At 68.2% G+C, this 19,468-nt stretch carries 18 protein-coding genes; 10 read left to right on the top strand and 8 right to left on the bottom strand.

Features of this window, described 5'->3' with window-relative positions:
• Window position 1: 1 nt before the first annotated feature.
• The 4 genes from NJ376_RS13260 to NJ376_RS13245 all read right to left on the bottom strand — a co-directional run bounded on the left by NJ376_RS13260 (window position 2) and on the right by NJ376_RS13245 (window position 3,276).
• Entirely contained in the window at window positions 2–547 is a 546-nt protein-coding gene (locus tag NJ376_RS13260; RefSeq protein WP_252953748.1) for an RNA polymerase sigma factor, read from the bottom strand.
• Window positions 548–623: 76 nt separating this feature from the next.
• Entirely contained in the window at window positions 624–1,649 is a 1,026-nt protein-coding gene (locus tag NJ376_RS13255) for an isopenicillin N synthase family dioxygenase (protein ID WP_252953747.1), read from the bottom strand.
• Window positions 1,646–3,085 carry an amidase gene (locus NJ376_RS13250; protein WP_252953746.1) on the bottom strand — a complete coding sequence of 480 codons (1,440 nt, stop codon included), beginning with the start codon at window positions 3,083–3,085 and terminating at the stop codon, window positions 1,646–1,648. Before NJ376_RS13250 ends, NJ376_RS13255 begins: the two co-directional genes overlap by 4 nt.
• Complete coding sequence (locus NJ376_RS13245; protein WP_252953745.1) at window positions 3,082–3,276, bottom strand: hypothetical protein; 195 nt, start codon at window positions 3,274–3,276, stop codon at window positions 3,082–3,084. The genes NJ376_RS13250 and NJ376_RS13245 overlap by 4 nt, the downstream gene beginning before the upstream one ends.
• Window positions 3,277–3,455: 179 nt before the next feature.
• Here NJ376_RS13245 and NJ376_RS13240 point away from each other — a divergent pair, with 179 nt between their 5' ends.
• The 5 genes from NJ376_RS13240 to NJ376_RS13220 all read left to right on the top strand — a co-directional run bounded on the left by NJ376_RS13240 (window position 3,456) and on the right by NJ376_RS13220 (window position 9,641).
• On the top strand, window positions 3,456–5,081 hold the full coding sequence (locus NJ376_RS13240; protein WP_252953744.1) for a thiamine pyrophosphate-requiring protein: 1,626 nt from the start codon (window positions 3,456–3,458) through the stop codon (window positions 5,079–5,081).
• A 233-nt stretch (window positions 5,082–5,314) separates the two neighbouring features.
• Window positions 5,315–6,364, top strand: a complete 1,050-nt coding sequence (locus NJ376_RS13235; RefSeq protein ID WP_252953743.1) for an ABC transporter ATP-binding protein — start codon at window positions 5,315–5,317, stop codon at window positions 6,362–6,364.
• Window positions 6,365–6,411: 47 nt separating this feature from the next.
• On the top strand, window positions 6,412–7,740 hold the full coding sequence (locus NJ376_RS13230; RefSeq protein ID WP_252953742.1) for an ABC transporter substrate-binding protein: 1,329 nt from the start codon (window positions 6,412–6,414) through the stop codon (window positions 7,738–7,740).
• Between the two features lie 49 nt (window positions 7,741–7,789).
• On the top strand, window positions 7,790–8,746 hold the full coding sequence (locus NJ376_RS13225; protein WP_252953741.1) for a carbohydrate ABC transporter permease: 957 nt from the start codon (window positions 7,790–7,792) through the stop codon (window positions 8,744–8,746).
• Complete coding sequence (locus NJ376_RS13220) at window positions 8,739–9,641, top strand: carbohydrate ABC transporter permease (protein WP_252953740.1); 903 nt, start codon at window positions 8,739–8,741, stop codon at window positions 9,639–9,641. Before NJ376_RS13225 ends, NJ376_RS13220 begins: the two co-directional genes overlap by 8 nt.
• A gap of 41 nt (window positions 9,642–9,682) precedes the next feature.
• Here the strand turns inward: NJ376_RS13220 and NJ376_RS13215 are convergent, their stop codons facing one another.
• Window positions 9,683–10,444 carry an SDR family oxidoreductase gene (locus tag NJ376_RS13215; RefSeq protein WP_252953739.1) on the bottom strand — a complete coding sequence of 254 codons (762 nt, stop codon included), beginning with the start codon at window positions 10,442–10,444 and terminating at the stop codon, window positions 9,683–9,685.
• 65 nt (window positions 10,445–10,509) lie between these two features.
• On the opposite strand from NJ376_RS13215, the gene NJ376_RS13210 reads away from it, so the two are divergent.
• The 3 genes from NJ376_RS13210 (at window position 10,510) to NJ376_RS13200 (ending at window position 13,586) form a co-directional block, all read left to right on the top strand.
• A complete protein-coding gene (locus NJ376_RS13210) occupies window positions 10,510–11,721 on the top strand; it encodes a mandelate racemase/muconate lactonizing enzyme family protein (RefSeq protein ID WP_305879982.1) in 1,212 nt (403 codons plus the stop codon).
• A gap of 70 nt (window positions 11,722–11,791) precedes the next feature.
• Window positions 11,792–12,823, top strand: coding sequence for a C-terminal binding protein (locus NJ376_RS13205; RefSeq protein ID WP_252953737.1), 1,032 nt, complete (start codon window positions 11,792–11,794; stop codon window positions 12,821–12,823).
• 13 nt (window positions 12,824–12,836) lie between these two features.
• The gene (locus NJ376_RS13200; protein WP_252953736.1) at window positions 12,837–13,586 is read left to right on the top strand and encodes an SDR family oxidoreductase; all 750 of its coding nucleotides are present in this window, start codon (window positions 12,837–12,839) and stop codon (window positions 13,584–13,586) included.
• A gap of 35 nt (window positions 13,587–13,621) precedes the next feature.
• On the opposite strand, the gene NJ376_RS13195 is transcribed toward NJ376_RS13200, so the two are convergent.
• From NJ376_RS13195 to NJ376_RS13185, 3 genes are all read right to left on the bottom strand, one after another.
• Complete coding sequence (locus tag NJ376_RS13195) at window positions 13,622–14,089, bottom strand: Lrp/AsnC family transcriptional regulator (protein ID WP_252953735.1); 468 nt, start codon at window positions 14,087–14,089, stop codon at window positions 13,622–13,624.
• 193 nt (window positions 14,090–14,282) lie between these two features.
• Entirely contained in the window at window positions 14,283–15,413 is a 1,131-nt protein-coding gene (locus NJ376_RS13190; protein WP_252953734.1) for a type III PLP-dependent enzyme, read from the bottom strand.
• Between the two features lie 411 nt (window positions 15,414–15,824).
• Window positions 15,825–16,481, bottom strand: a complete 657-nt coding sequence (locus NJ376_RS13185) for a TetR/AcrR family transcriptional regulator (protein WP_252953733.1) — start codon at window positions 16,479–16,481, stop codon at window positions 15,825–15,827.
• 167 nt (window positions 16,482–16,648) lie between these two features.
• Here NJ376_RS13185 and NJ376_RS13180 point away from each other — a divergent pair, with 167 nt between their 5' ends.
• Both NJ376_RS13180 and NJ376_RS13175 read left to right on the top strand, forming a co-directional pair.
• Entirely contained in the window at window positions 16,649–17,764 is a 1,116-nt protein-coding gene (locus tag NJ376_RS13180; RefSeq protein WP_252953732.1) for an HlyD family secretion protein, read from the top strand.
• Window positions 17,761–19,347: a DHA2 family efflux MFS transporter permease subunit gene (locus NJ376_RS13175; protein WP_252953731.1), complete on the top strand. Its 1,587-nt coding sequence runs from the start codon at window positions 17,761–17,763 to the stop codon at window positions 19,345–19,347. Before NJ376_RS13180 ends, NJ376_RS13175 begins: the two co-directional genes overlap by 4 nt.
• Window positions 19,348–19,468 lie beyond the last annotated feature (121 nt).

Here is a 19,468-nt window from a genome sequence, read left to right as displayed (position 1 = left end):
CCTACTCCTCCCCGCCGAGGCGCTTCCTGAGCGCCTTCACCGCCCGGTGCGTCGCCACCTTCAGCGCCCCGATCGACATGCCGGAGCGGGCGCTCGCCTCGGCAAGCGGCAAATCTTGCAGCTTGGCGAGGCCGAGCGCCGTCCGCTGCGCCTCCGGCAGGGCGGCGACGGCCGAACGCAGCTCCGCCGCCGCCACCTTCGCCTCCCCCTGATTCGCCAGAGGGTCGGGCAAGGTTTCCCCGAATTCATCGATCGCCGATTCCCGCCCGGCGCGGCGGGAGGAGCGGCGAAGCCGGTCGATGGCCCGGCGTTCCGTGATGGCGATGAGCCAGGGCTTGAGGGGCCGGGCGGGGTCGTAGGTGTCGCGCAGCCGGTGAATCGTCAGCAGCGCGTCCTGCACCGCATCCTCCGCCTCCGCCGGGTCGCGGATGCGGCGGCGCGCGACGCCGCGCAGCAGCGGCAGGGCGGCGCGCAGCAGGCGGTCATAGGCGCGGGAATCCCCCGCCTGTGCCGCCGCCATCCAGGCTTCCCACTCGCCGTCGCTCATGCCCGGGCCCTGTAGAATGCGCGGCGAAGGCCAGGAAGGGCCGTGCGGCCGGATGGTCGGGCCGCACGGCAGAGGCTCAGGCCGCCGCGTCCTTCTGCTGGTGGACGTAGTTCTTGCGCGCGAACCAGATGATGTAGTCGTCGAACAGGATGGGCGGGTGCTTCGCCGGTCGGTCCGGCCCGACGCAGCTCGGCAGCGCCTCGATCATCGTATCCGGGTGGGGATCGAAGAAGAAGGGAATGGCGTAGCGCGCCGCCGGGCTGACATTGCGCACCCGGTGCGGGGTGGAGAGGAAGACCTCGTTGGTCCAGCGGTGCAGCATGTCCCCGCTATTCACCGTGTAGGTGCCGGGGACATGGGGAATGTCGAACCAGGTGCCGTCCGGCAGATGCACCGAAAGCCCGTCCACCGGATTGGCCGGCAGCAGCGTCATGAAGCCGCTATCGGTATGCGGGGCGATGCTGAACTCGCCCTCCTGGAAGCCCTCCACCGCCGGGTAATGGGTGAGGCGGAGGATCAGGTTCGGCAGGGCGAAGGCTTTCTCGAAGTAGTCCGGCACCAGGCCCAGGGCACGGGCATAGACCGGTACCAGGCTCTGCCCGAGGCGCATCATGCGGTCCATGTAGCGCAGGCAGTCCTCGCGGAAGCCCGGCATCCCCTCCGGCCACTGGTTCAGCCCACGCAGCGGCTTGTTGGCGATGACGTCGGGGTCATCGGGCATGCGCTGGCGGCGGAGGAAGAAAGCCTCGTTGACGCTCGGCTTGCCGTTCGGGTTGTAGGCGCTGGTGCGGTTCAGCGAGCCGCGCATCGGCATATAGCCGAGATTGTGCTCATTGATCCGGATCTTCAGCTTCTCCTCGACCGGCTGGGCGTGGAAGCGCTTCGAGGCGGCGTAGGTCTCCTCGATCAGCTTGTCCTCGATGCCGTGGCCGGCCAGCAGGTAGAAGCCGACATTCTCCAGGGCGAAGCGCAGCTCGGCCGCCAGGACCTCGAGCGCGCCCGATTCGCCGCGCAGGAAGGGCGCAGCGTCGAGGATGGGCAGGCGGCCGCCGACCATGCGGGCGGGGGGCCGGGCCTCGGGGGCAGGGAGCAACACGGTCATGCCACCATCTCCGGGCGCTTCGCGCGCCAAGTGTGCGCCTTCTCGTAGTGGTCGCCGGCGCGGAACAGCGTCGGCTCGCTGAAGGGCTTGCCGATGAGCTGCAAGGCCACCGGCAGCCCGCCTGCGCCATAGCCGGTGCAAAGCGTAAGCCCGGGCCAGCCGGTGACGTTGAAGGGGATGGTGAAATTGGGCTTTTCGAGGAAGGCCCAACCCGGCACCTCCTCGATCTTCGCCGCCTCGCCCGGCTGGGCGGCGGTGAGCAGGATGTCCACCCCGGCCGTCGCCGCCTCCGTGGCGGCGATCAGCGCCCGGCGCTTCCGCTGCGCCTGCATGTAGTCGGCCGCCGAGAGGGTGGCGGCCAGCACCAGCCGGTCGCGCAACAACTGGCCATAGAGGCTCTGGTCGCGCTGCATCCAGGCCTCATGCACCGCATAGGCCTCGGTCAGCAGGATGATCCAGCCGGGGGCGTTGTACTCGGCGAGCGGCGGCAGGGTGACATCCACCACCTCGGCGCCCTCGGCCTTGAAGAAGGCCGCGGCGTCGTTGATGCCCTTCAGCGTGGCGGGGCTGACCGGCATGTCCGTCTCGTGGAAGTGGCGGATGACGCCGATGCGCAGCCCCTTCACCCCTTTGCCCAGCTCGGCGGTGAAGTCCGGCACGGGACGGTTGGCACTGGCCGGGTCGGCCGGGTCGTGGCCGGCCATGGCCTGGAGGAGGATGGCGCAATCCTCGGCGGTCCAGGCCATCGGCCCGGTATGGTCCAGCGACTGCGCCAACGGCAGCACCCCGGCGCGGGAGCAGAGACCATAGGTGGGCTTGATCCCAGCGATGCCGCAGAGCGCCGCGGGACCGCGGATGGAGCCGCCGGTGTCGGAGCCAGTCCCACCCAGGATCATCCCCGCCGCGACGGCGGCGCCGGTGCCGGAGGAGGAGCCGGCGGTGAAATGCGCCGGATTCCAGGGATTGCGGGCCGGCGGCCAGGGCAGGTCGAAGGAGGGGCCGCCGAAGGCGAATTCATGCGTCGCCAGCTTCCCCAGCATGACGATGCCGGCCTCGGCCAGCTTCCGCACCGTGGTTGCATCCTCGGCCGGGACATGGTTCTGCAGCACGCGGGAATGCCCGGTCGTCGGGATGCCGGCGGTGCCGTAGATGTCCTTGTGGGCGAAGGGGATGCCGTCCAGCCTGCCGCGCGGCCCTTCCTTGGCGATGCGCGCCTCGGCCGCCTGCGCCGTGGCCAGCGCGCTCTCCTCCGTCAGCCGGATGAAGGCGTGCAGCGTGCCGTTAAGCTTATGCGCCCGTGCCAGGCATTCCCGGGTAAGCTCCAGCGGGGAGAGCTTCCTTGCGGCGATCAGCTTCGCCGCCTCGGCAATCGTCGGTATATGCTGGCGCGGCCGATTCACGCCCTCGCCGGCGCTCGGGCGATCGGACGCGCTCATCGGCCGGGCTCCGCGGAGAAGGTGGTGGCGGGTTCGGCCTCCGGCGCCGGGGTGGGGGTGCGGATCGCCGCCTGCCAGGCCTCGACGCCGCCATAGACGGCGTAGATGGCGGATGTCTGCGCGGGCGTCAGGGTGAGCCCGGCCCGGGCGACCAGCGCCTCGAACTCGGCCTCGGTGATCTTCGGCGGCATCGCAGCCCCTCTCCTCTCCCGGTGCTGCGGCGCAGTATGGCGCAATGCGCGGCGGCGGAAACCTCCCCCGCCATCCCACGCCCCGGGGCGGCGGTTGCGCCCGGCGCACGCACAAGGCTAGGCTCGGCGGGAAATCCGGGTGCCGGAGAAACCGAGCGCGCCGAGTGGGAGGACAAGCGATGAAGGTCGGCGAAGCCATCGCGGAAATCATGAAGCGCGAGGGCGTGGAGATTCTCACCGGCTATCCGGTGAACCACCTCATCGAATTCGCCGCGGCCAAGGATATCCGCCCGGTGATGGTGCGGCAGGAGCGCATCGGGCTGCACATGGCCGACGCCATCAGCCGCGTCACCTCCGGCCAGAAGATCGGCGCCTTCTGCATGCAGCACGGGCCGGGCAGCGAGAACGCCTATGGCGGCGTCGCCCAGGCCTATGGGGAGAGCGTGCCGGTGCTGGTGGTGCCGATGGGCTATCCCAGGCGCCTCGCGCATATCGACCCGAATTTCAACTCCACCCAGGCGATGCACCATGTGGTGAAGTCGGCCGAGCCGGTGATCCTGGCCGCCGAGGTCGGCAACATCATGCGCCGCGCCTTCACCCGGCTGCGCAACGGGCGCGGCGGGCCGGTGCTGGTGGAAGTCCCCTCCGACATGTGGAACGAGGAGGTCGGGGAGCTGGACTATACCCCGGTGCTGGCGACGCGCTACGGCCCGGATCCGGCCGAGGTGAAGCGCGCGGCCCGGATGCTGGCGGAGGCCAAGCGGCCGGTGATCTATGCCGGCACCGGCGTGCACTGGGCCCGCGCCTGGCCGCAGCTCAAGGCGCTGGCGGAGCTGCTGGCGGCGCCCGTCACCTCCAGCCTCGGCGGCAAGAGCGCCTTCAACGAGGAGCATCCGCTGAGCCTCGGCTCGGGCGGCCTCGCCATCTCGAAGCCGGTGCGGCATTTCCTCGACAAGGCGGATGTCATCTTCGGCATCGGCTGCTCCTTCACCGAGACCAATTTCGGCGTGAAGATGCCGAAGGGGCCGAAGATCATTCACGGCACCCTGGACCCGATGCATCTGAACAAGGATGTGCGGGCCGATCTCGGCCTCATCGGCGACGCCGCCCTGACGCTGGACGCGCTGCTCGCGGAGTTGGCGAGCCTGGTGACGAGCCCGCGCGACCCGGTGCCGGTGGCGGCCGAGATCCAGGCGGTGCGGGAGCCCTGGCTGGCGGAGTGGATGCCGAAGCTGACCAGCAAGGATGCGCCGCTCAACCCCTACCGCGTGCTCTGGGACCTGCAGCACACGGTGGACCGCGACAATTGCATCATCACCCATGATGCCGGCAGCCCGCGCGACCAGATCTCCCCCTTCTGGAAGGCGACGACGCCGCTCTCCTATCTCGGCTGGGGCAAGACCACGCAGCTCGGCTACGGGCTCGGCCTCGCCATGGGGGCCAAGCTGGCGGCGCCCGAGAAGCTCTGCATGAATGTCTGGGGCGATGCCGCCATCGGCTTTACCGGCATGGATTTCGAGACGGCGGTGCGCGAGCGCATTCCCATCATGTCCATCCTCCTGAACAATTTCTCCATGGCGATCGAGCTGAAGGTCATGCCGGTCAGCACGGAGAAGTACCGCAGCACCGACATCTCCGGCGACTACGCCGCCATGGCCCGCGCCTTCGGCGGCTATGGCGAGCGGGTAACCGACCCGAGCGAGATCGTGCCCGCCATCAAGCGCGGCATCGAGAAGACCCAGGCCGGCATCCCGGTGCTGCTGGAGTTCATCACCAGCAAGGAAACGCAGGTTTCCCGGCTCTGACGCGCGATGGCCCGGAGGCGGCTCCGCCGCAGGGCAGGAATCACGCAATCAAGCGCATGGCGGGTGTGCGGCGGGCAAGGCTCAGCCCGCCCCGCTCTGGCTCGCGCGAGGCCGGAATGCCGGCTTCGACGCAATTTGTTGCAGAAATCGGCGTTAAAATGGCCGTAATCTAGCGTCGAGCCGGGACAAGGCGGCAATGCGGGCGCGCCAAGCCGCCCGATCTGGGAGGTAAGATGGCGTCCGTTGCTATCCGGAACGTCCGCAAGGCCTTCGGGCCGGTCGAGGTGCTGCACGGCGTCAGCGTCGATATCGCGGATGGCGAGTTCGTCGTGCTGGTCGGCCCCTCCGGCTGCGGCAAATCGACGCTGCTGCGCATGCTGGCGGGTCTCGAGAACATCACTGCCGGCGACATCGCGATCGGCAACCGCGTGGTGAACCAAGTCCCACCGAAGGACCGGGACATCGCCATGGTGTTCCAGAACTACGCGCTCTACCCGCACATGACCGTGTTCGACAACATGGCCTTCTCCATGAAGCTGGCCAAGGCGCCGCGCGCGGTGATGGAGGCCGAGGTCGGCCGTGCCGCAAAGATCCTCGGTCTGGAGCAGTTGCTCCAGCGCTATCCGCGGCAATTGTCCGGAGGCCAGCGGCAGCGCGTGGCGATGGGCCGCGCCATCGTGCGCAACCCGCAGGTCTTCCTGTTCGACGAGCCGCTCTCCAACCTCGACGCCAAGCTGCGGGTGCAGATGCGGGCCGAGATCAAGGAACTGCACCAGCGGCTGAGGGTCACCACTGTTTATGTGACGCATGACCAGATCGAGGCCATGACCATGGCCGACAAGATCGTGGTGATGAATTCCGGCAATGTGGAGCAGGTGGGCCCGCCGCTCGAGCTCTACGACAACCCTGCCAATCTCTTCGTCGCCGGCTTCATCGGCAGCCCGGCGATGAACCTGATCCCCGGCCGCATCGGCAATGGAGGGTTCGAGGCAGAGGGCGGCGCCGTGCTGCCCCTGCCGCCGACTGCGAAGAACGGCGCCGGCACCTACGGCATCCGGCCGGAACATATGCGGCTGGACCCGAACGGCATCCCGGCCAAGGTTCAACTGGTGGAGCCCACCGGCTCGGAGACCCAGGTCTTCCTCCGCATCGGCGAGACGCCGCTGAACTGTGCCTTCCGTGAGCGCGTCTCGGCCGGGCCGGGCGACACGATCCATGTGAGCCCTGATCTCGGCCTGGTGCACCTGTTCGAAGCCGGCAGCGGCCGGCGCCTCGCCGCCTGATCCAACCAAAAACTACAGCAAAAGAACCTACGGGAGTGTCCAAGACAATGCATATCATTCACCGCCGCACGGCACTGCAGCTCGGCATCGGTGCCGCGGCGCTGGCGGCGTTCCGTGCCTCCGCCCAGGCCCCCATCGCCGCCGCCGATACGCCTGCCCCGCGCCTGCCGATCGAATCCGGCGCCACGCTGCGCATGCTGCGCCCGGTCCGCTTCGTGCAGCCGGACGAGGATGTGTTCCGCGCCAATGCCGCCCGCTTCACCCAGCAGACCGGCGTGCAGGTGCGCGTCGATTTCGTCGGGTGGGAGGACATCACCCAGCAGACCGCCGTCACCGCCAATACCGGCGCCGGGCCGGACCTCATCATCGGCTTCGGCGACGCGCCGCACATCTTCGCCGAGAAGCTGATCGAGCTGACCGATGTCGCTGAATATCTCGGCAAGCGCTATGGCGGCTGGATGGCCGTGGGCGAGAAATATGGCAAGCGCCATGGCACCAACAACTGGATCGGCCTGCCCTTCGGCGGCACCGCCGGGCCGCTGGTCTGGCGCAAATCCGCCGTCACCCAGGCCGGCTTCCAGAAGCCGCCGCAGGACTTGGCAGGCTTCCTCGACCTCTGCAAGAAGCTGAAGGCGGCGAACAAGCCGCCCGGCTTCGCGCTGGGCAATGCGGTGGGCGACGGCAACGGCTTCGCCAATTGGCTGCTCTGGTCGCATGGCGCCTCCCTGACCGATGAGGAGGGCAAGGTCTCCATCAACAGCCCGCAGACCATCGCGGCGCTGAACTACCTGAAGGAGCTCTACCCCACCTTCCTCCCCGGCACCCTGTCCTGGGGCGATATCAGCAACAACCGCGCCTATGCGGCGAATGAGTGCTGGCTGACCTCGAACGGCGTCTCGCTCTATTTCTCCCTGAAGAGCGACCCGGCGACGGCGCCGATCGCCGCGGACACCGAGCATGACACCATGCCGCTTGGCCAAGCCGGAAGCTGGCCGAGCGCGCCACTGACGATGAACGCCATGGTGTTCAAGCACAGCCGCTTCCCGAACGCCTCGAAGGCCTTCCTGCAATTCATGATGGAGCGGGAGCAGTACGACCCCTGGCTGATCGCCAATCTCGGCTACTGGGCCCATCCGCTGGCGGCCTATGGCGCCAGCGCGGTGTGGACCAGCGACCCGAAGGTGGCGATCTTCCGCGACAGCATGAACAACAAATTCTGGAACGGCTACAAGGGCCCGATCTCCGAGGCCTCCGGCCAGGCCAATGCCGAGTACGTCACGGTGCAAATGTGCGCCGCGGTCGCCTCCGGCCAGGCCACGCCGGAGCAGGCGGCGCGAGAGGCCGAGCGCCGCGCCCGCCGCATCTTCCGCCGCTGAACCAGGGGGCGGCGCCGCCCGGCGCCGCCCGCCTTTCAGGGAGCCCGCCATGTCCGCCACCACCGCCGCTGCCTGGAGCCGGACCCGCCAGGAGCCGAATTGGCTGGTCCGGCTGTTCGAGTGGAAGCCCTTCCTCGTCATCGCCTGCCTGCTGCCGGCGGTGGGGCTGCTGACCGTCTTCCTCACCTACCCGCTCGGCCTCGGCATCTGGCTAGCCTTCACGGACACCACCATCGGCCGCCGCGGCATCTGGGTGGGGCTCGAGAATTTCGAGTATCTGCTGGAAGACCCGCTGTGGTGGAACGCGGTGTTCTACAGCGTCTTCTACACCGGCGTCGCGACGGTGGGAAAGTTCGCCCTCGGCCTCTGGCTGGCGCTGCTGCTGAACAACCACATGCCGTTCAAGTCGCTGCTGCGCGCCATCATCCTGCTGCCCTGGATCGTGCCCACCGTGCTCTCGGCCATCGCCTTCTGGTGGATCTACGACCCGCAATTCTCCATCATCTCCTTCCTGCTGGTCGATATCCTTGGCGTTCGCAGCACGAATATCGACTTCCTCGGCAGCGCCTGGCCGGCGCGCTGGTCCTTGATCGCGGCCAATGTCTGGCGGGGCATTCCCTTCGTCGCCATCTCGCTGCTGGCCGGGCTGCAGACCATCTCGCCCTCGCTTTACGAGGCGGCGCTGCTCGACGGCTCCACCGCCTGGCAGCGCTTCCGCTACATCACCTTCCCGATGCTGCTGCCGATCCTGGCCATCGTCATGACCTTCAGCATCATCTTCACCTTCACCGACTTCCAGCTCGTCTACGCCATCACCCGCGGCGGGCCGGTGAACTCCACCCATCTGCTGGCGACCCTCGCCTTCCAGCGCGGCATCCCGGGTGGGCAGCTTGGGGAGGGCGCGGCGATCGCCGTCTCCATGATCCCCTTCCTCGTCTTCGCCACGCTGTTCAGCTATTTCGGCCTGGCGCGGCGCAAATGGCAGCAGGGAGAAGGCAATGACTGAAGCCGTCGCAACTCCCGCAGCCGGCAATGCCGCCACCGCCCAGCCAGAAACCATGGCTTGGGACAGCAAGGCGCGGCGCATGGTGATGCTTTACCTGCCGCTGGCCTGCTTCCTCATCATCCTGCTGTTTCCCTTCTACTGGATGACGCTGACGGCCTTCAAACCGAATGCCGAGCTGTTCGACTACAAGACCTACAACCCCTTCTGGATCAGCTCGCCGACGCTCGACCACATCCGGCACCTGCTGTTCAACACCGCCTATCCGCGCTGGCTGGTGACGACGATGACGGTCGCGGTCTGCTCGACCTTCATTTCGCTCATCGCCAGCACCCTCGCCGCCTATGCCATCCAGCGGCTGCGCTTCAAGGGCAGCCAGTATGTCGGGCTGGCGATCTACCTTGCCTATCTCGTGCCGCCCTCCATCCAGTTCATCCCGCTCGCCACCATGGTCTATCAGCTCGGCCTGTTCGACAGCCCGATGGCGCTGATCCTGACCTACCCGACCTTCCTGATCCCGTTCTGCACCTGGCTGCTGATCGGCTACTTCAAGTCGATCCCCTATGAGCTGGAGGAGTGCGCGCTGATCGATGGCGCGACGCGGCTGCAGATCCTCAGGCAGATCACCCTGCCGCTGGCGGTGCCGGGGCTGATCTCCGCCGGCATCTTCAGCTTCACGCTGTCGTGGAACGAGTTCATCTACGCCCTCGCCTTCATCCAGAGCAGCGAGAGCAAGACGGTGCCGGTGGCCATCCTGACGGAGCTGGTCTCCGGCGACGTCTACCAATGGGGCGCGCTGATGGCGGGCAGCCTGCTCGGCTCCCTGCCGGTGGCGATCTTCTACTCCTTCTTCGTGGACTACTACGTGTCCTCGCTGACTGGCGCGGTGAAGGAATAGGTCCGGGGCGCCCTCCCCCGTCGCGGGGGAGGGCGGACGGCTTACAGCTTCCGGCCCAGCGCGGCGACATAGCCGCGGTTATGGGTCGGCGTCAGCCAGATCTCGTTCATCGTCACATGCGGCGGCAGCGCGGCGGCATAGGCGATGAGGTCGGCGCAATCCTCCGGTTGTAGCATCTGCGCCAGTTGCTCCGGCGTCAGCGGGTTGGGCCGTTGCTTCAGGATCTCGGTATTCACCTCGCCCGGGCAGAACACCGTGCTGCGGATGCCATTGACGCATTCCTCCATGTTGATGCTGTGGCTCATCGCCACCACCCCGTGCTTCGCCGCGCCATAGCCCGGCCCGCTCATCGGGCTCACATTGCGGCCGGCCATGGAGGCAGTGTGGACCATCACCCCGCCGCCCTGGGCACGCATGATCGGCAGCACCGCCTGCGCCACATAGAAGGCAGAAGTGAGGTTGCCCTGGATCAGGGTGTCGATCTCCTTGGGACCGAGCCTTGCCCAGCTTCGGTCCTGCACATTCACACCCGCATTGTTCACCAGGATGTCCAGCCGCCCGAAGGTCTTGGCGATCCAGTCGGTGGCTGTCCCGACCTCCTCCGCCTTGGTCAGGTCGGCCGGCTGCACATGCGCCGTGCCGCCCTTGGCGGCGATCCGCCCTGCCACCTCCTCCAGCCTCTCCTTCCGGCGGCCGCTGATGACGGTGACCACGCCCTCGGCGCCGAATCGCTCCGCCACCGCCTCGCCGATGCCGCTGCCCGCGCCGGTCACCCAGGCGATCTTGCCGCTGAGCCTGCCCATGCCACCCTCCCCTCAGGAATGCGGCAGGCTACCCCGCCGCGGCGGCTTGTGGATAGGCGCGGGCCATGCTTCGCTCCCTCCCCGGGACGGAACGGAGAAAGCCCATGAAGATCGCCCGGGTCGAGACCCTGCGCGCCGATGCCGGCTGGCGTCTTTTCTCCTTCCTCAAGGTCACGACCGATGACGGGCTGGTCGGCTGGTCCGAATACAATGAAAGCTTCGGCTCCACCGGACTCTCCTCGGTCATCGAGGGGCTGACGCCGCTCATCATCGGCCGCGATCCCCGGCGCTTCGAGGAAGTGACGGCCTGGCTGCATGTGATGACGCGGCAATCGCGCGGCGGGCTGAACCAGCAGGCGATCGCCGCCATTGAGAATGCGCTGCTCGACATCGCCGCCCGCGCCCGGGGCATCCCGGTCTATGCCCTGTTCGGCGGCCCGATCCGGGAGCGCATCCCGGTCTATTGGTCGCATTTCGGCAGCTACCGGGTGCGCAACTCGAAGTATATGGGCACCCCGCCCTGCCTCGATTGGGACGAGGTGGCGCGCCATGCCGCCGAGGTGAAGGCCATGGGTTTCCGCGGCCTCAAGACCAACATCCTGATCCCCGGCGAGGACGGCAAGCTCTACCAGTATTCCCCGGGCTTCGGCCGCCATGCCGGCTGGCCGGAGCTGAACTGGGACAACAAGACCCTGTCCCTGCTGCAGCAGCACCTCCGTACCATCCGTGACGCGGTAGGGCCCGACTTCAATGTCCATCTCGACACCAACTTCCACTTCCGGACGGAGGGCTTCCAGAAGGTCGCCCGCGCCGTGGAGTCCTTCAACCTCACCTGGCTCGAGATCGACATTCACGACGCGCCGGCGCTGGCCAGCATCAAGCGCATGGCCCCCTGCCCCATCGCCAGCGCCGAGACGCTGCATGGACGCCGGGAATTCCGGCCCTATCTGGAACACTACGCGATGGATGTCGGCATCGTGGACGTCATCTGGAACGGGCTCAGCGAATCGCTGAAGATCGCCTCGCTCTGCGACGTTTATGAGGTGAACTGCGCGCCGCATAATTTCTACGGCAACCTCTGCTCGATGATCAGCGCGCATTTCTCCGCCATCATCCCGAATTTCCGGGTGATGGAAATCGACATCGACAGCGTCTCCTGGCGCGACGAATTCACGCCCCCGCCGGTGATCGAGAATGGCGAGCTGGTGCTGCCCACCGGGCCGGGCTGGGGTGTCGAGGTGAACGAGGCCGCAATCCGGGCGCGGCCGCCGAAATAGCGACGCGATGGCCGGAGACGCGGAAGCGCCGGAGGCCGGAATCGCATCGCCAGCATTGGGAGATTGAGGGATGCCGCAATACCGCATCGTCACGCCGGCCATCGCCGCCGCTGGCGGCTATGCGCTGGAGATGGAGGCGCTGGCCGGACTCGACGCCGTCATCGAGGAGGCGCCGACCGACGCTGCCGGCTTCCTGGCCGCTGCGAAGGACGCGGATGCCGTCTATGCCAAGGGCATCCCGATCACCAAGGAGATCATCGACGGGCTGACCAAGTGCCGCGTCATCTCCCTCGGCAGCGTCGGGGTGGACAGCGTGGATGTGAAGGCGGCGACGGCGCGCGGCATTCCGGTGACCAACATCCCCGACACTTTCATCGAGGAGGTGGCGGACCATGCCATGACCCTGCTGCTGGCCGGTTTCCGTCGGCTGGTGGAGCAGGACAAGCTGGTCCGCGACGGCCGCTGGAAGGAAGGCCGCCCCGCCCTCTACAAATATCCGCGGCTGATGGGCCAGACTCTCGGCTTCATCTCCTTCGGCCGGGTCGCCCGCGCCGTGGCCAGGCGCGCCGCCCCCTTCGGCCTGCGCATGATGGCCTATGACCCCTTCATCGACGAGACACTGATCTCCGAGCACGGGGTGCTGCCGGCGACGCTGACCGAGGTGCTGACCCAGTCCGATTTCATCAGCATGCATGCCCCGGCGCGGCCGGAGGTGCACCACATGCTGAAGGAGCAGCATTTCCGCCAGATGAAGCCGACCGCGATCTTCGTGAATACCGGCCGCGGCCCGACGGTGGATGAGAGCGCGCTGATCAAGGCGTTGCAGGAGGGCTGGATCGCCCATGCCGCGCTCGATGTGCTCGAGACCGAGCCGCCTTCCCACAACAACCCCATCCTGCGCATGGAGAATGTGACGCTGACGGCGCATGTCGCCAGCGCCAGCGCCCGGTTCGACGAGGCACGGAAGCGCCGCGTGGGGCATGAGCTGGCCCTGGTGCTCTCCGGCAAATGGCCGATGAGTTGCGTCAATCCGGCCGTGCTCCAGAATACGGCGCTGCAACGCTGGCAGCCTGTCGGCCTCGGGCGCGGCCCGAATTCCTGAGGAGAGTCCCGAGATGAGCAAATACGCAGTCGTCACCGGCGCCGGCTCCGGCGTCGGCCGCGCCGCCGCCCTGGCCCTGCTGGCGGATGGCTGGACCGTGGCCCTGGCCGGCCGCCGCGCCGATGCGCTGGCCGAGACCGCCGGCCTGGCCGGCAATGCCGGGCCGAGGGCCGTGCCGGTGCCGACCGATGTGGGCGACCCCAGCTCGGTCAACGCCTTGTTCGACAAGCTGAAATCCGAATGGGGTCGGCTCGACTTCCTGTTCAACAATGCCGGTGGCAACGTCCCGGCGGGGCCGATCGAGGATTTGAAGTACGAGGACTGGGCCCGGGTGGTGCAGGTGAACCTGACGGGCAGCTTCCTCTGCGCCCAGGCCGCCTTCCGCATCATGAAGAACCAGCAGCCCCAGGGCGGCCGCATCGTCAACAATGGCAGCATCAGCGCGCATGTGCCGCGGCCGGAGAGCGTCGCCTATACCTCCACCAAGCATGCCATCACCGGCCTGACCAAGACGCTGGCGCTGGATGGCCGGCCCTTCGACATCGTCTCCGGCCAGATCGATATCGGCAATGCGGCCACGCCGATGACGGCGCGCATGGCCCGCGGCGTGAAGCAGGCCAATGGCGAGATCAAGGTGGAGCCGACCTTCGACGTGGCGCATGTCGGCAGCACCATCCTGATGATGGCGAACCTGCCGCTGGATGCGAACATCCAGTTCGTCACCATCACCGCGTCCAAGATGCCCTGGATCGCGCGCGGCTGAAGCTCCGGCAGGGGGCGAGCACGCCCCCTGCCCACCTATTCCTCGAGGTCCGCCGGCGCGACCGGGAGGATGGAGGTCTCCTTCACCGTGGCGATGGCGAGCAGCGTCTCCACCCGCTGCACGCCTGCCTGGGCGCGCAGCTCGTCATTCAGGAAGGCGTCCAGCGCCGACAGGTCGGCCAGCCGGACCTTCAGCAGATAGGTCCAGTCGCCGGTGATGGCGTGGCATTCCAGCACCGCCTCCTGCTTCTTCATCGCCTTTCGGAAGGCGGCCTCATCCTTGCCCGGGGCAACGGTGACGAGAATGTGCACGAGAAGCGGGCAGCCGGCGGCGGCAGGGTCGATATCGGCTCGCCAAGCGCGGATCACTCCCCGCTCCTCCAGCCGCTTCACCCGTTCCGCGGTGGCGGAGACCGAAAGGCCCGCGACCTTGGCCAGCTCCGCCAGTCCCGCGCTGCCATCGAGCTGCAGGGCGACGGTGATGTTCCGGTCGATTTCGTCCATGGCGCCAGATTAGGCGGCGGCGTCAGTCCTGTGAACGGAAGGAATGACACCAAGCCGCGGCAGGCTGCCGGCACCCTGCGTCCCTCAAGGCCGCCCGGTGCCCGGTCGCGGCTTTGTCGCGGCCGGCTGCACGAAGCATCGGGCGGCCAGCGACTCCCGGGCCTCCGCGGGCCCGCGCAGCGGCGTCCCGGGCCTAAAGGTAGTGCTCGGCCAGCGGCTGGAAGCCGTTGAACCTCTGGCTGGCATAGGTGGTCACATAGGCCCCCGTCGCCAGCAGCTCCACGCGGTCCCCGCTTTCCAGCGCCAAGGGCAGCCGGTAGTTGGACTTCTCGTAGAGCGTATCGGTGCTGTCGCAGGTGGGGCCCGCAATCGTCACCGGGCCTTCCGCCCCGCCATCATGCGGCGTGCGGAAGGCGTATTTGATGGCCTCGCCCTCGGTCTCGGCCAGGCCGCCGAACCGGCCGATATCCAGGTAGACCCAGCGCACCGGATCATCGGCGCCCTTGCGGGAGACGAGCACGACCTCGGCGCTCACCACCCCGGCATCGCCGACGATGAAGCGGCCCGGCTCGATGACGATCTCCGGCAGGGCGTTGCCGAAATGCTCCGCCATGGCGCCCATGATGGCCGCGCCGAAATCGTCGATCTCCGGCACTTCCTGCCGGTAGCGCACCGGGTAGCCGCCGCCGAGATTGACCATGCGGACATTCACCCCGGCCTCCTTCAGGTCGGTGAACAGCATGGCGACCTTGGCGATCGCCGCCTCATAGGCGGCGGTCTTGGTCTGCTGGCTGCCGACATGGAAGGAGATGCCGAAGGGGTCGAGGCCGAGCTCGCCGGCACGGACCATGAGATCCTTCGCCATCGCCACCTCGCAGCCGAATTTGCGGGAGAGCGGCCATTCGGCGCCGTCATTGCCAACCAGGATGCGGCAATAGACGCGCGCACCGGGGGCGCTGCGGGCGAGCTTCATCAGCTCCGCCTCGGAGTCGAAGGCGAACATGCGCACGCCAGCCGCATAGGCGGCGCGGATGGCATTCTCCTTCTTGATGGTGTTGCCGTAGCTGATCGTCTCAGGACGGGCACCGGCCTGCAGGCAGGCGGAGACCTCTTCCCAGCTCGCCGCATCGAAGGAGGAGCCGAGACCGACCAGCCGCTCCAGGATCGGCGCCGCCGGGTTGGCCTTCACGGCATAATAGATGCGGGCAAGGGGCAGCGCCGCCGTCAGCCGCCGGTAGTTTTCCTCGACGCGATCCACGTCCAGGACCAGGCACGGCGTCGCCGGCATGGAATCGCGCAGGAAGCGAGCGACCTTGGGGGTCATCGCACCAACCTCCTCAGACAATGAGGACCACCCCCGCACCGGGTGGTGGCCCCAGATTAACGAAACGGTCGAACGAACCAGCGACCAGAGTGGGCCGCCCGGCTTGCGCCGAACGGGGTTGCCAGAACGCTTGACGTCGTTGCGTAAACCTTGCGCCGCGGTGATCGCTTCAGTGGGCACCTTGATGGAGGGGTGCCGCGATTCCGTGGGCCTGGGGCCAGAGGCACGTGCGTACTGCGTCTGGCGCGGCATATAGGCCCCTGGCCCCGGGGTGCAAAGCGGAAATTTGGGCGTGTCCGGAGTTTTTTCGCGTGCTGTCCCGAGGCACCGGAAACTCCTCCGGAACCCCGGACCGCTTCACGCTTATCCGCTTGCCCGGCCGCGACTCCGCCGGGAAACAACCGGTCCGGCTCAGCGCGACGGGAGCTGGTCCGGCGCGCCATAGGCGCGGAGGAACACCTCGGCAGCCGCCGCCGCCTCGGCCGCGATGGCGGCCTCGTCCGGTGCCGGGGGCAGGCCGAGGCTGGCGCGGAACCAGAGGTCGCCGCGCAGCAGCGCGGTGAAATCCACCGCCGCCCGGGCCGGGTCAGCCTCGGGGCGAATGCGGCCGCGGCGCTGCTCCTCGGTGATCCAGGCGCCGAGGCGGCTGCGCGTAAGGGCCGGCCCAGCGGCGTAGAAGATCTCGGCCAGTGCCGGCTCCCGCAGCAGCTCCAGCTTCACGGTGCGGTAGATGGCGAGCGTCTCCTTGGCCATCAGGAAGCGCAGCAGCACGGTGCCCAGCCGCACCAGCGCCGGCAGCAGCGGCCCGTCATGGCCGCGCTCGGTCACCGCCTCCCTCGCCATGCGCTCGCAGCGCTCGGAGATCACGGCGCGGAACAGCGCGTCCTTGCCGGGGAAATAGGCGTAGAGCGTGGCCTTCGAGACGCCGGCCTGGCGCGCCACGGCGTCCATGCTGACAGCGGCGTATCCCTGGGCCAGGAAAAGCTCCGCCGCCGCGTCCAATACGGCGCGCGCCTTGGTGCCGCGCGCCTCCGGCACCGCCTCGCTGCTGCGTTGATCGTCCGACATGGCGGTAATCTGGGCGCGAGAAGGGGGTGGTGCAAGCGGTGACTGAACTGAACGGTTCAGTTTCTGCTTGACGGATCGTTGCTGCCTCCTCCATGCTCCCAACATATGAACTGAACGGTTCAGTCGCCATGAATGCCGAAACCTCCGTAACCGCTGCCGAGCCGCTGATGCAGCCGGCTGCCCCCCCATCCGCGCCGCGCCGGAGGCTGCTCCGCCGCCTTCGCCCCGTCGCCCTGGTGGTGCTGCTCGGCGCCGCGACGCTGGGCGGCGATTGGTGGTGGCAGGTCGGACGTTTCCAGGAGAGCACGGACAATGCCTACCTCGCCGGCGACATCACGCCCCTGGCCGCCCGCATCGAGGGCGACGTCGCCGAGATCCTGGTGGCAGACAACCAGCAGGTCACCGCAGGCCAGGTGCTGATCCGGCTGGAGCAGCAGGATTGGCGCGCCCGCCGTGACAGCGCCGCCGCCAGCCTGGCCGCCGCCGAGGCGACGCAGGCCACCATCCTGGCGCAGCGCCAGCAGCAACTCGCCACCATCGCCGCCGTGGAGGCCAGCATCCGCCAGGCCGAGGCGGAGCGGGTGCGGGCCACCCAGGATGCGGTGCGCTACGAGACCCTGGCGGTGGGCGGCGTCGGGGCCCGGCAGGCGGCGGAACGCAGCCTGGCCGACCAGCGCAAGGCGGAAGCGGCGCTGGCCGCGGCCCAGGCCAACCTCACCGCCGCCCGCGCCGCCCTGCCGGTGCTGGATGCCCAGGCAGCCGGCGCCGAATCCCAGGTCATTGGCGCGCGCGCGGCCCTCGCCCTGGCTGAAAGCAGCCTCGCCTATACCGAGATCCGCGCGCCCTTCGACGGAGTCGCCGGCAATCGCGCCGCGCAAATTGGCCAGCATGTGCGACCGGGGCAGATGCTGATTTCCGTGGCACGGCCGCCGGAGCAGCACTGGCTGGTGGCGAATTTCAAGGAAACCCAGCTCGCCCGCATGCGTCCCGGCCAGCCGGTGACCGTCACCCTGGATGTGACGGGCGCTGAGCTGCGCGCCCATATCGACTCGCTTGCCCCGGCCACCGGCGCGCTGTTCAGCCTGCTGCCGCCGGAAAATGCGACGGGGAACTTCACCCGCATCGTGCAGCGCGTGCCGGTGAAGATCCGCTTCGACGACCCGGCCGCGGCCCTGCTGCGCCCCGGTCTTTCCGCCGTGGCGGAAGTGGACACCAGGGATGATCCCAGCGCGCCCCGGGGCGTCTGGGCGGTGGCGGCCGCGACGCTCGGCCTACGGCCATGAGCGCCAGCCTGGCAGCCCCCGCGGCGGCCTCCGGCAGCCTCGGGGCCGTCGGCACCCGGAGCCTGCTCGGCTTCGCCTTCATGGTGCTCGGCATGTTCATGGCGATCCTGGACATCCAGATCGTCTCCGCCTCCATCGCCGATATCCAGGCGGGGCTCGCCGCCAGCCCGGACGAGGCAAGCTGGGTGCAGACCAGCTACCTCATCGCCGAGATCGTCATGATCCCGCTCTCCGGCTACCTCTCCCGCCTGCTCTCAACGCGGGTCCTGTTCACCCTCTCGGCGGCCGGCTTCACCGTCTTCTCCCTCGCCTGCGCCTTCGCCACATCGCTGCCCGCCATGGTGGCGGCGCGGACGCTGCAGGGCTTCCTGGGCGGGGCGATGATCCCGACGGTCTTCGCCACCTCCTTCCTGCTCTTCCCTGGCCCGGCGCGGGTGAAGGCGACGGTGCTGATCGGCCTGATGGCGACGCTGGCGCCGACCATCGGCCCCACGGTCGGCGGCCTGCTGACCGAGACCTTCTCCTGGCACTGGTTGTTCCTCATCAACGTGCCGATCGGCGCGCTGATCGCGGTGACAGTCTGGCTGACCATGGATATCGACAAGCCGGACCGCAGCCTGCTGCGCCGCTTCGACCTGATTGGCCTGCTGCTGATGGCCGTCTTCCTCGGCAGCCTGGATTATGTGCTGGAGGAGGGAGCGCGCTGGCAGTGGCTGGAGGACGACACCATCAAGACCTTCGCGGTGGTGGCGGCGCTGGCCGGGATCGGCTTTTTCTGGCAGGTGCTGACCGCGGCGGAGCCCATCGTCGATCTCCGCGCCTATACGGACCGGAACTTCGCCATCGGCGCCCTCTTCGCCTTCATCCTCGGCATCGGGCTCTACGGATCGGTCTATCTGGTGCCGCTCTTCCTCGGGCGGGTGCGGGGCTACAACAGCCTGCAGATCGGCGAGACCATGTTCCTCACCGGCATCGGCATGTTCGTCGCCTCCCCCATTATCGGCCAGCTTTCGCGCCGGGTGGATCTGCGGGTGCTGGTGGCCATCGGCCTGGCGACGACCGGTGTGGCGCTGTGGCTGACGGCGCGGCTGACGACGCAATCCGGCTCCCAGCAGCTCTGGTTCCCGCTGCTGCTGCGCGGCGTGGGCATGATGTTCGTCATGATCCCGACGACGACGGTGGCCCTTGGCACCCTGCCGCCGCAGCGGCTGAAGAACGCCTCCGGCCTCTACAACCTGATGCGGAACCTGGGCGGCGCCTTCGGCCTGGCGATGATCAACACCATGGCGACGGACCGCAGCGCGGCACATCGGCTGCACCTGGCGGAGGGGGTGAGTTCCGGCCGGCCTTCCGCCACCGCGGCGATGCAGAACCTGCAGGACCTGCTCGGCGTCCGGCTGGCGCAGCCGGAACAGGCGGACCTCGCGGCGCTGAAGCGGATGGTCGGGCTGGTGCAGCAGCAGGCGCTGGTGCTGGCCTATAACGACGTGCTGATGGCGATGGCGGCACTGTTCCTGCTGGTGGCGCCGCTGGTCTTCCTGCTCGCCAAGCCGCGCGGTGCGGGGGCGGGGCCGGCGCATTAGCTGGGGGCTCCAGCCCGTTGGCGGCGATGCTGCCAACCCTGCCGGGACCAGAACTTGGCCCCGCCCGCCCGATCGGAGCGTTCGGCCTCCTGGGCCGAGACGACAGGCTCAGGTAGGTCCT

The sequence above is a fragment of the Siccirubricoccus soli genome (assembly GCF_024178315.1).
Taxonomy (GTDB): domain Bacteria; phylum Pseudomonadota; class Alphaproteobacteria; order Acetobacterales; family Acetobacteraceae; genus Siccirubricoccus; species Siccirubricoccus soli.
This window is presented reverse-complemented; position numbering and strand designations above follow the sequence as displayed.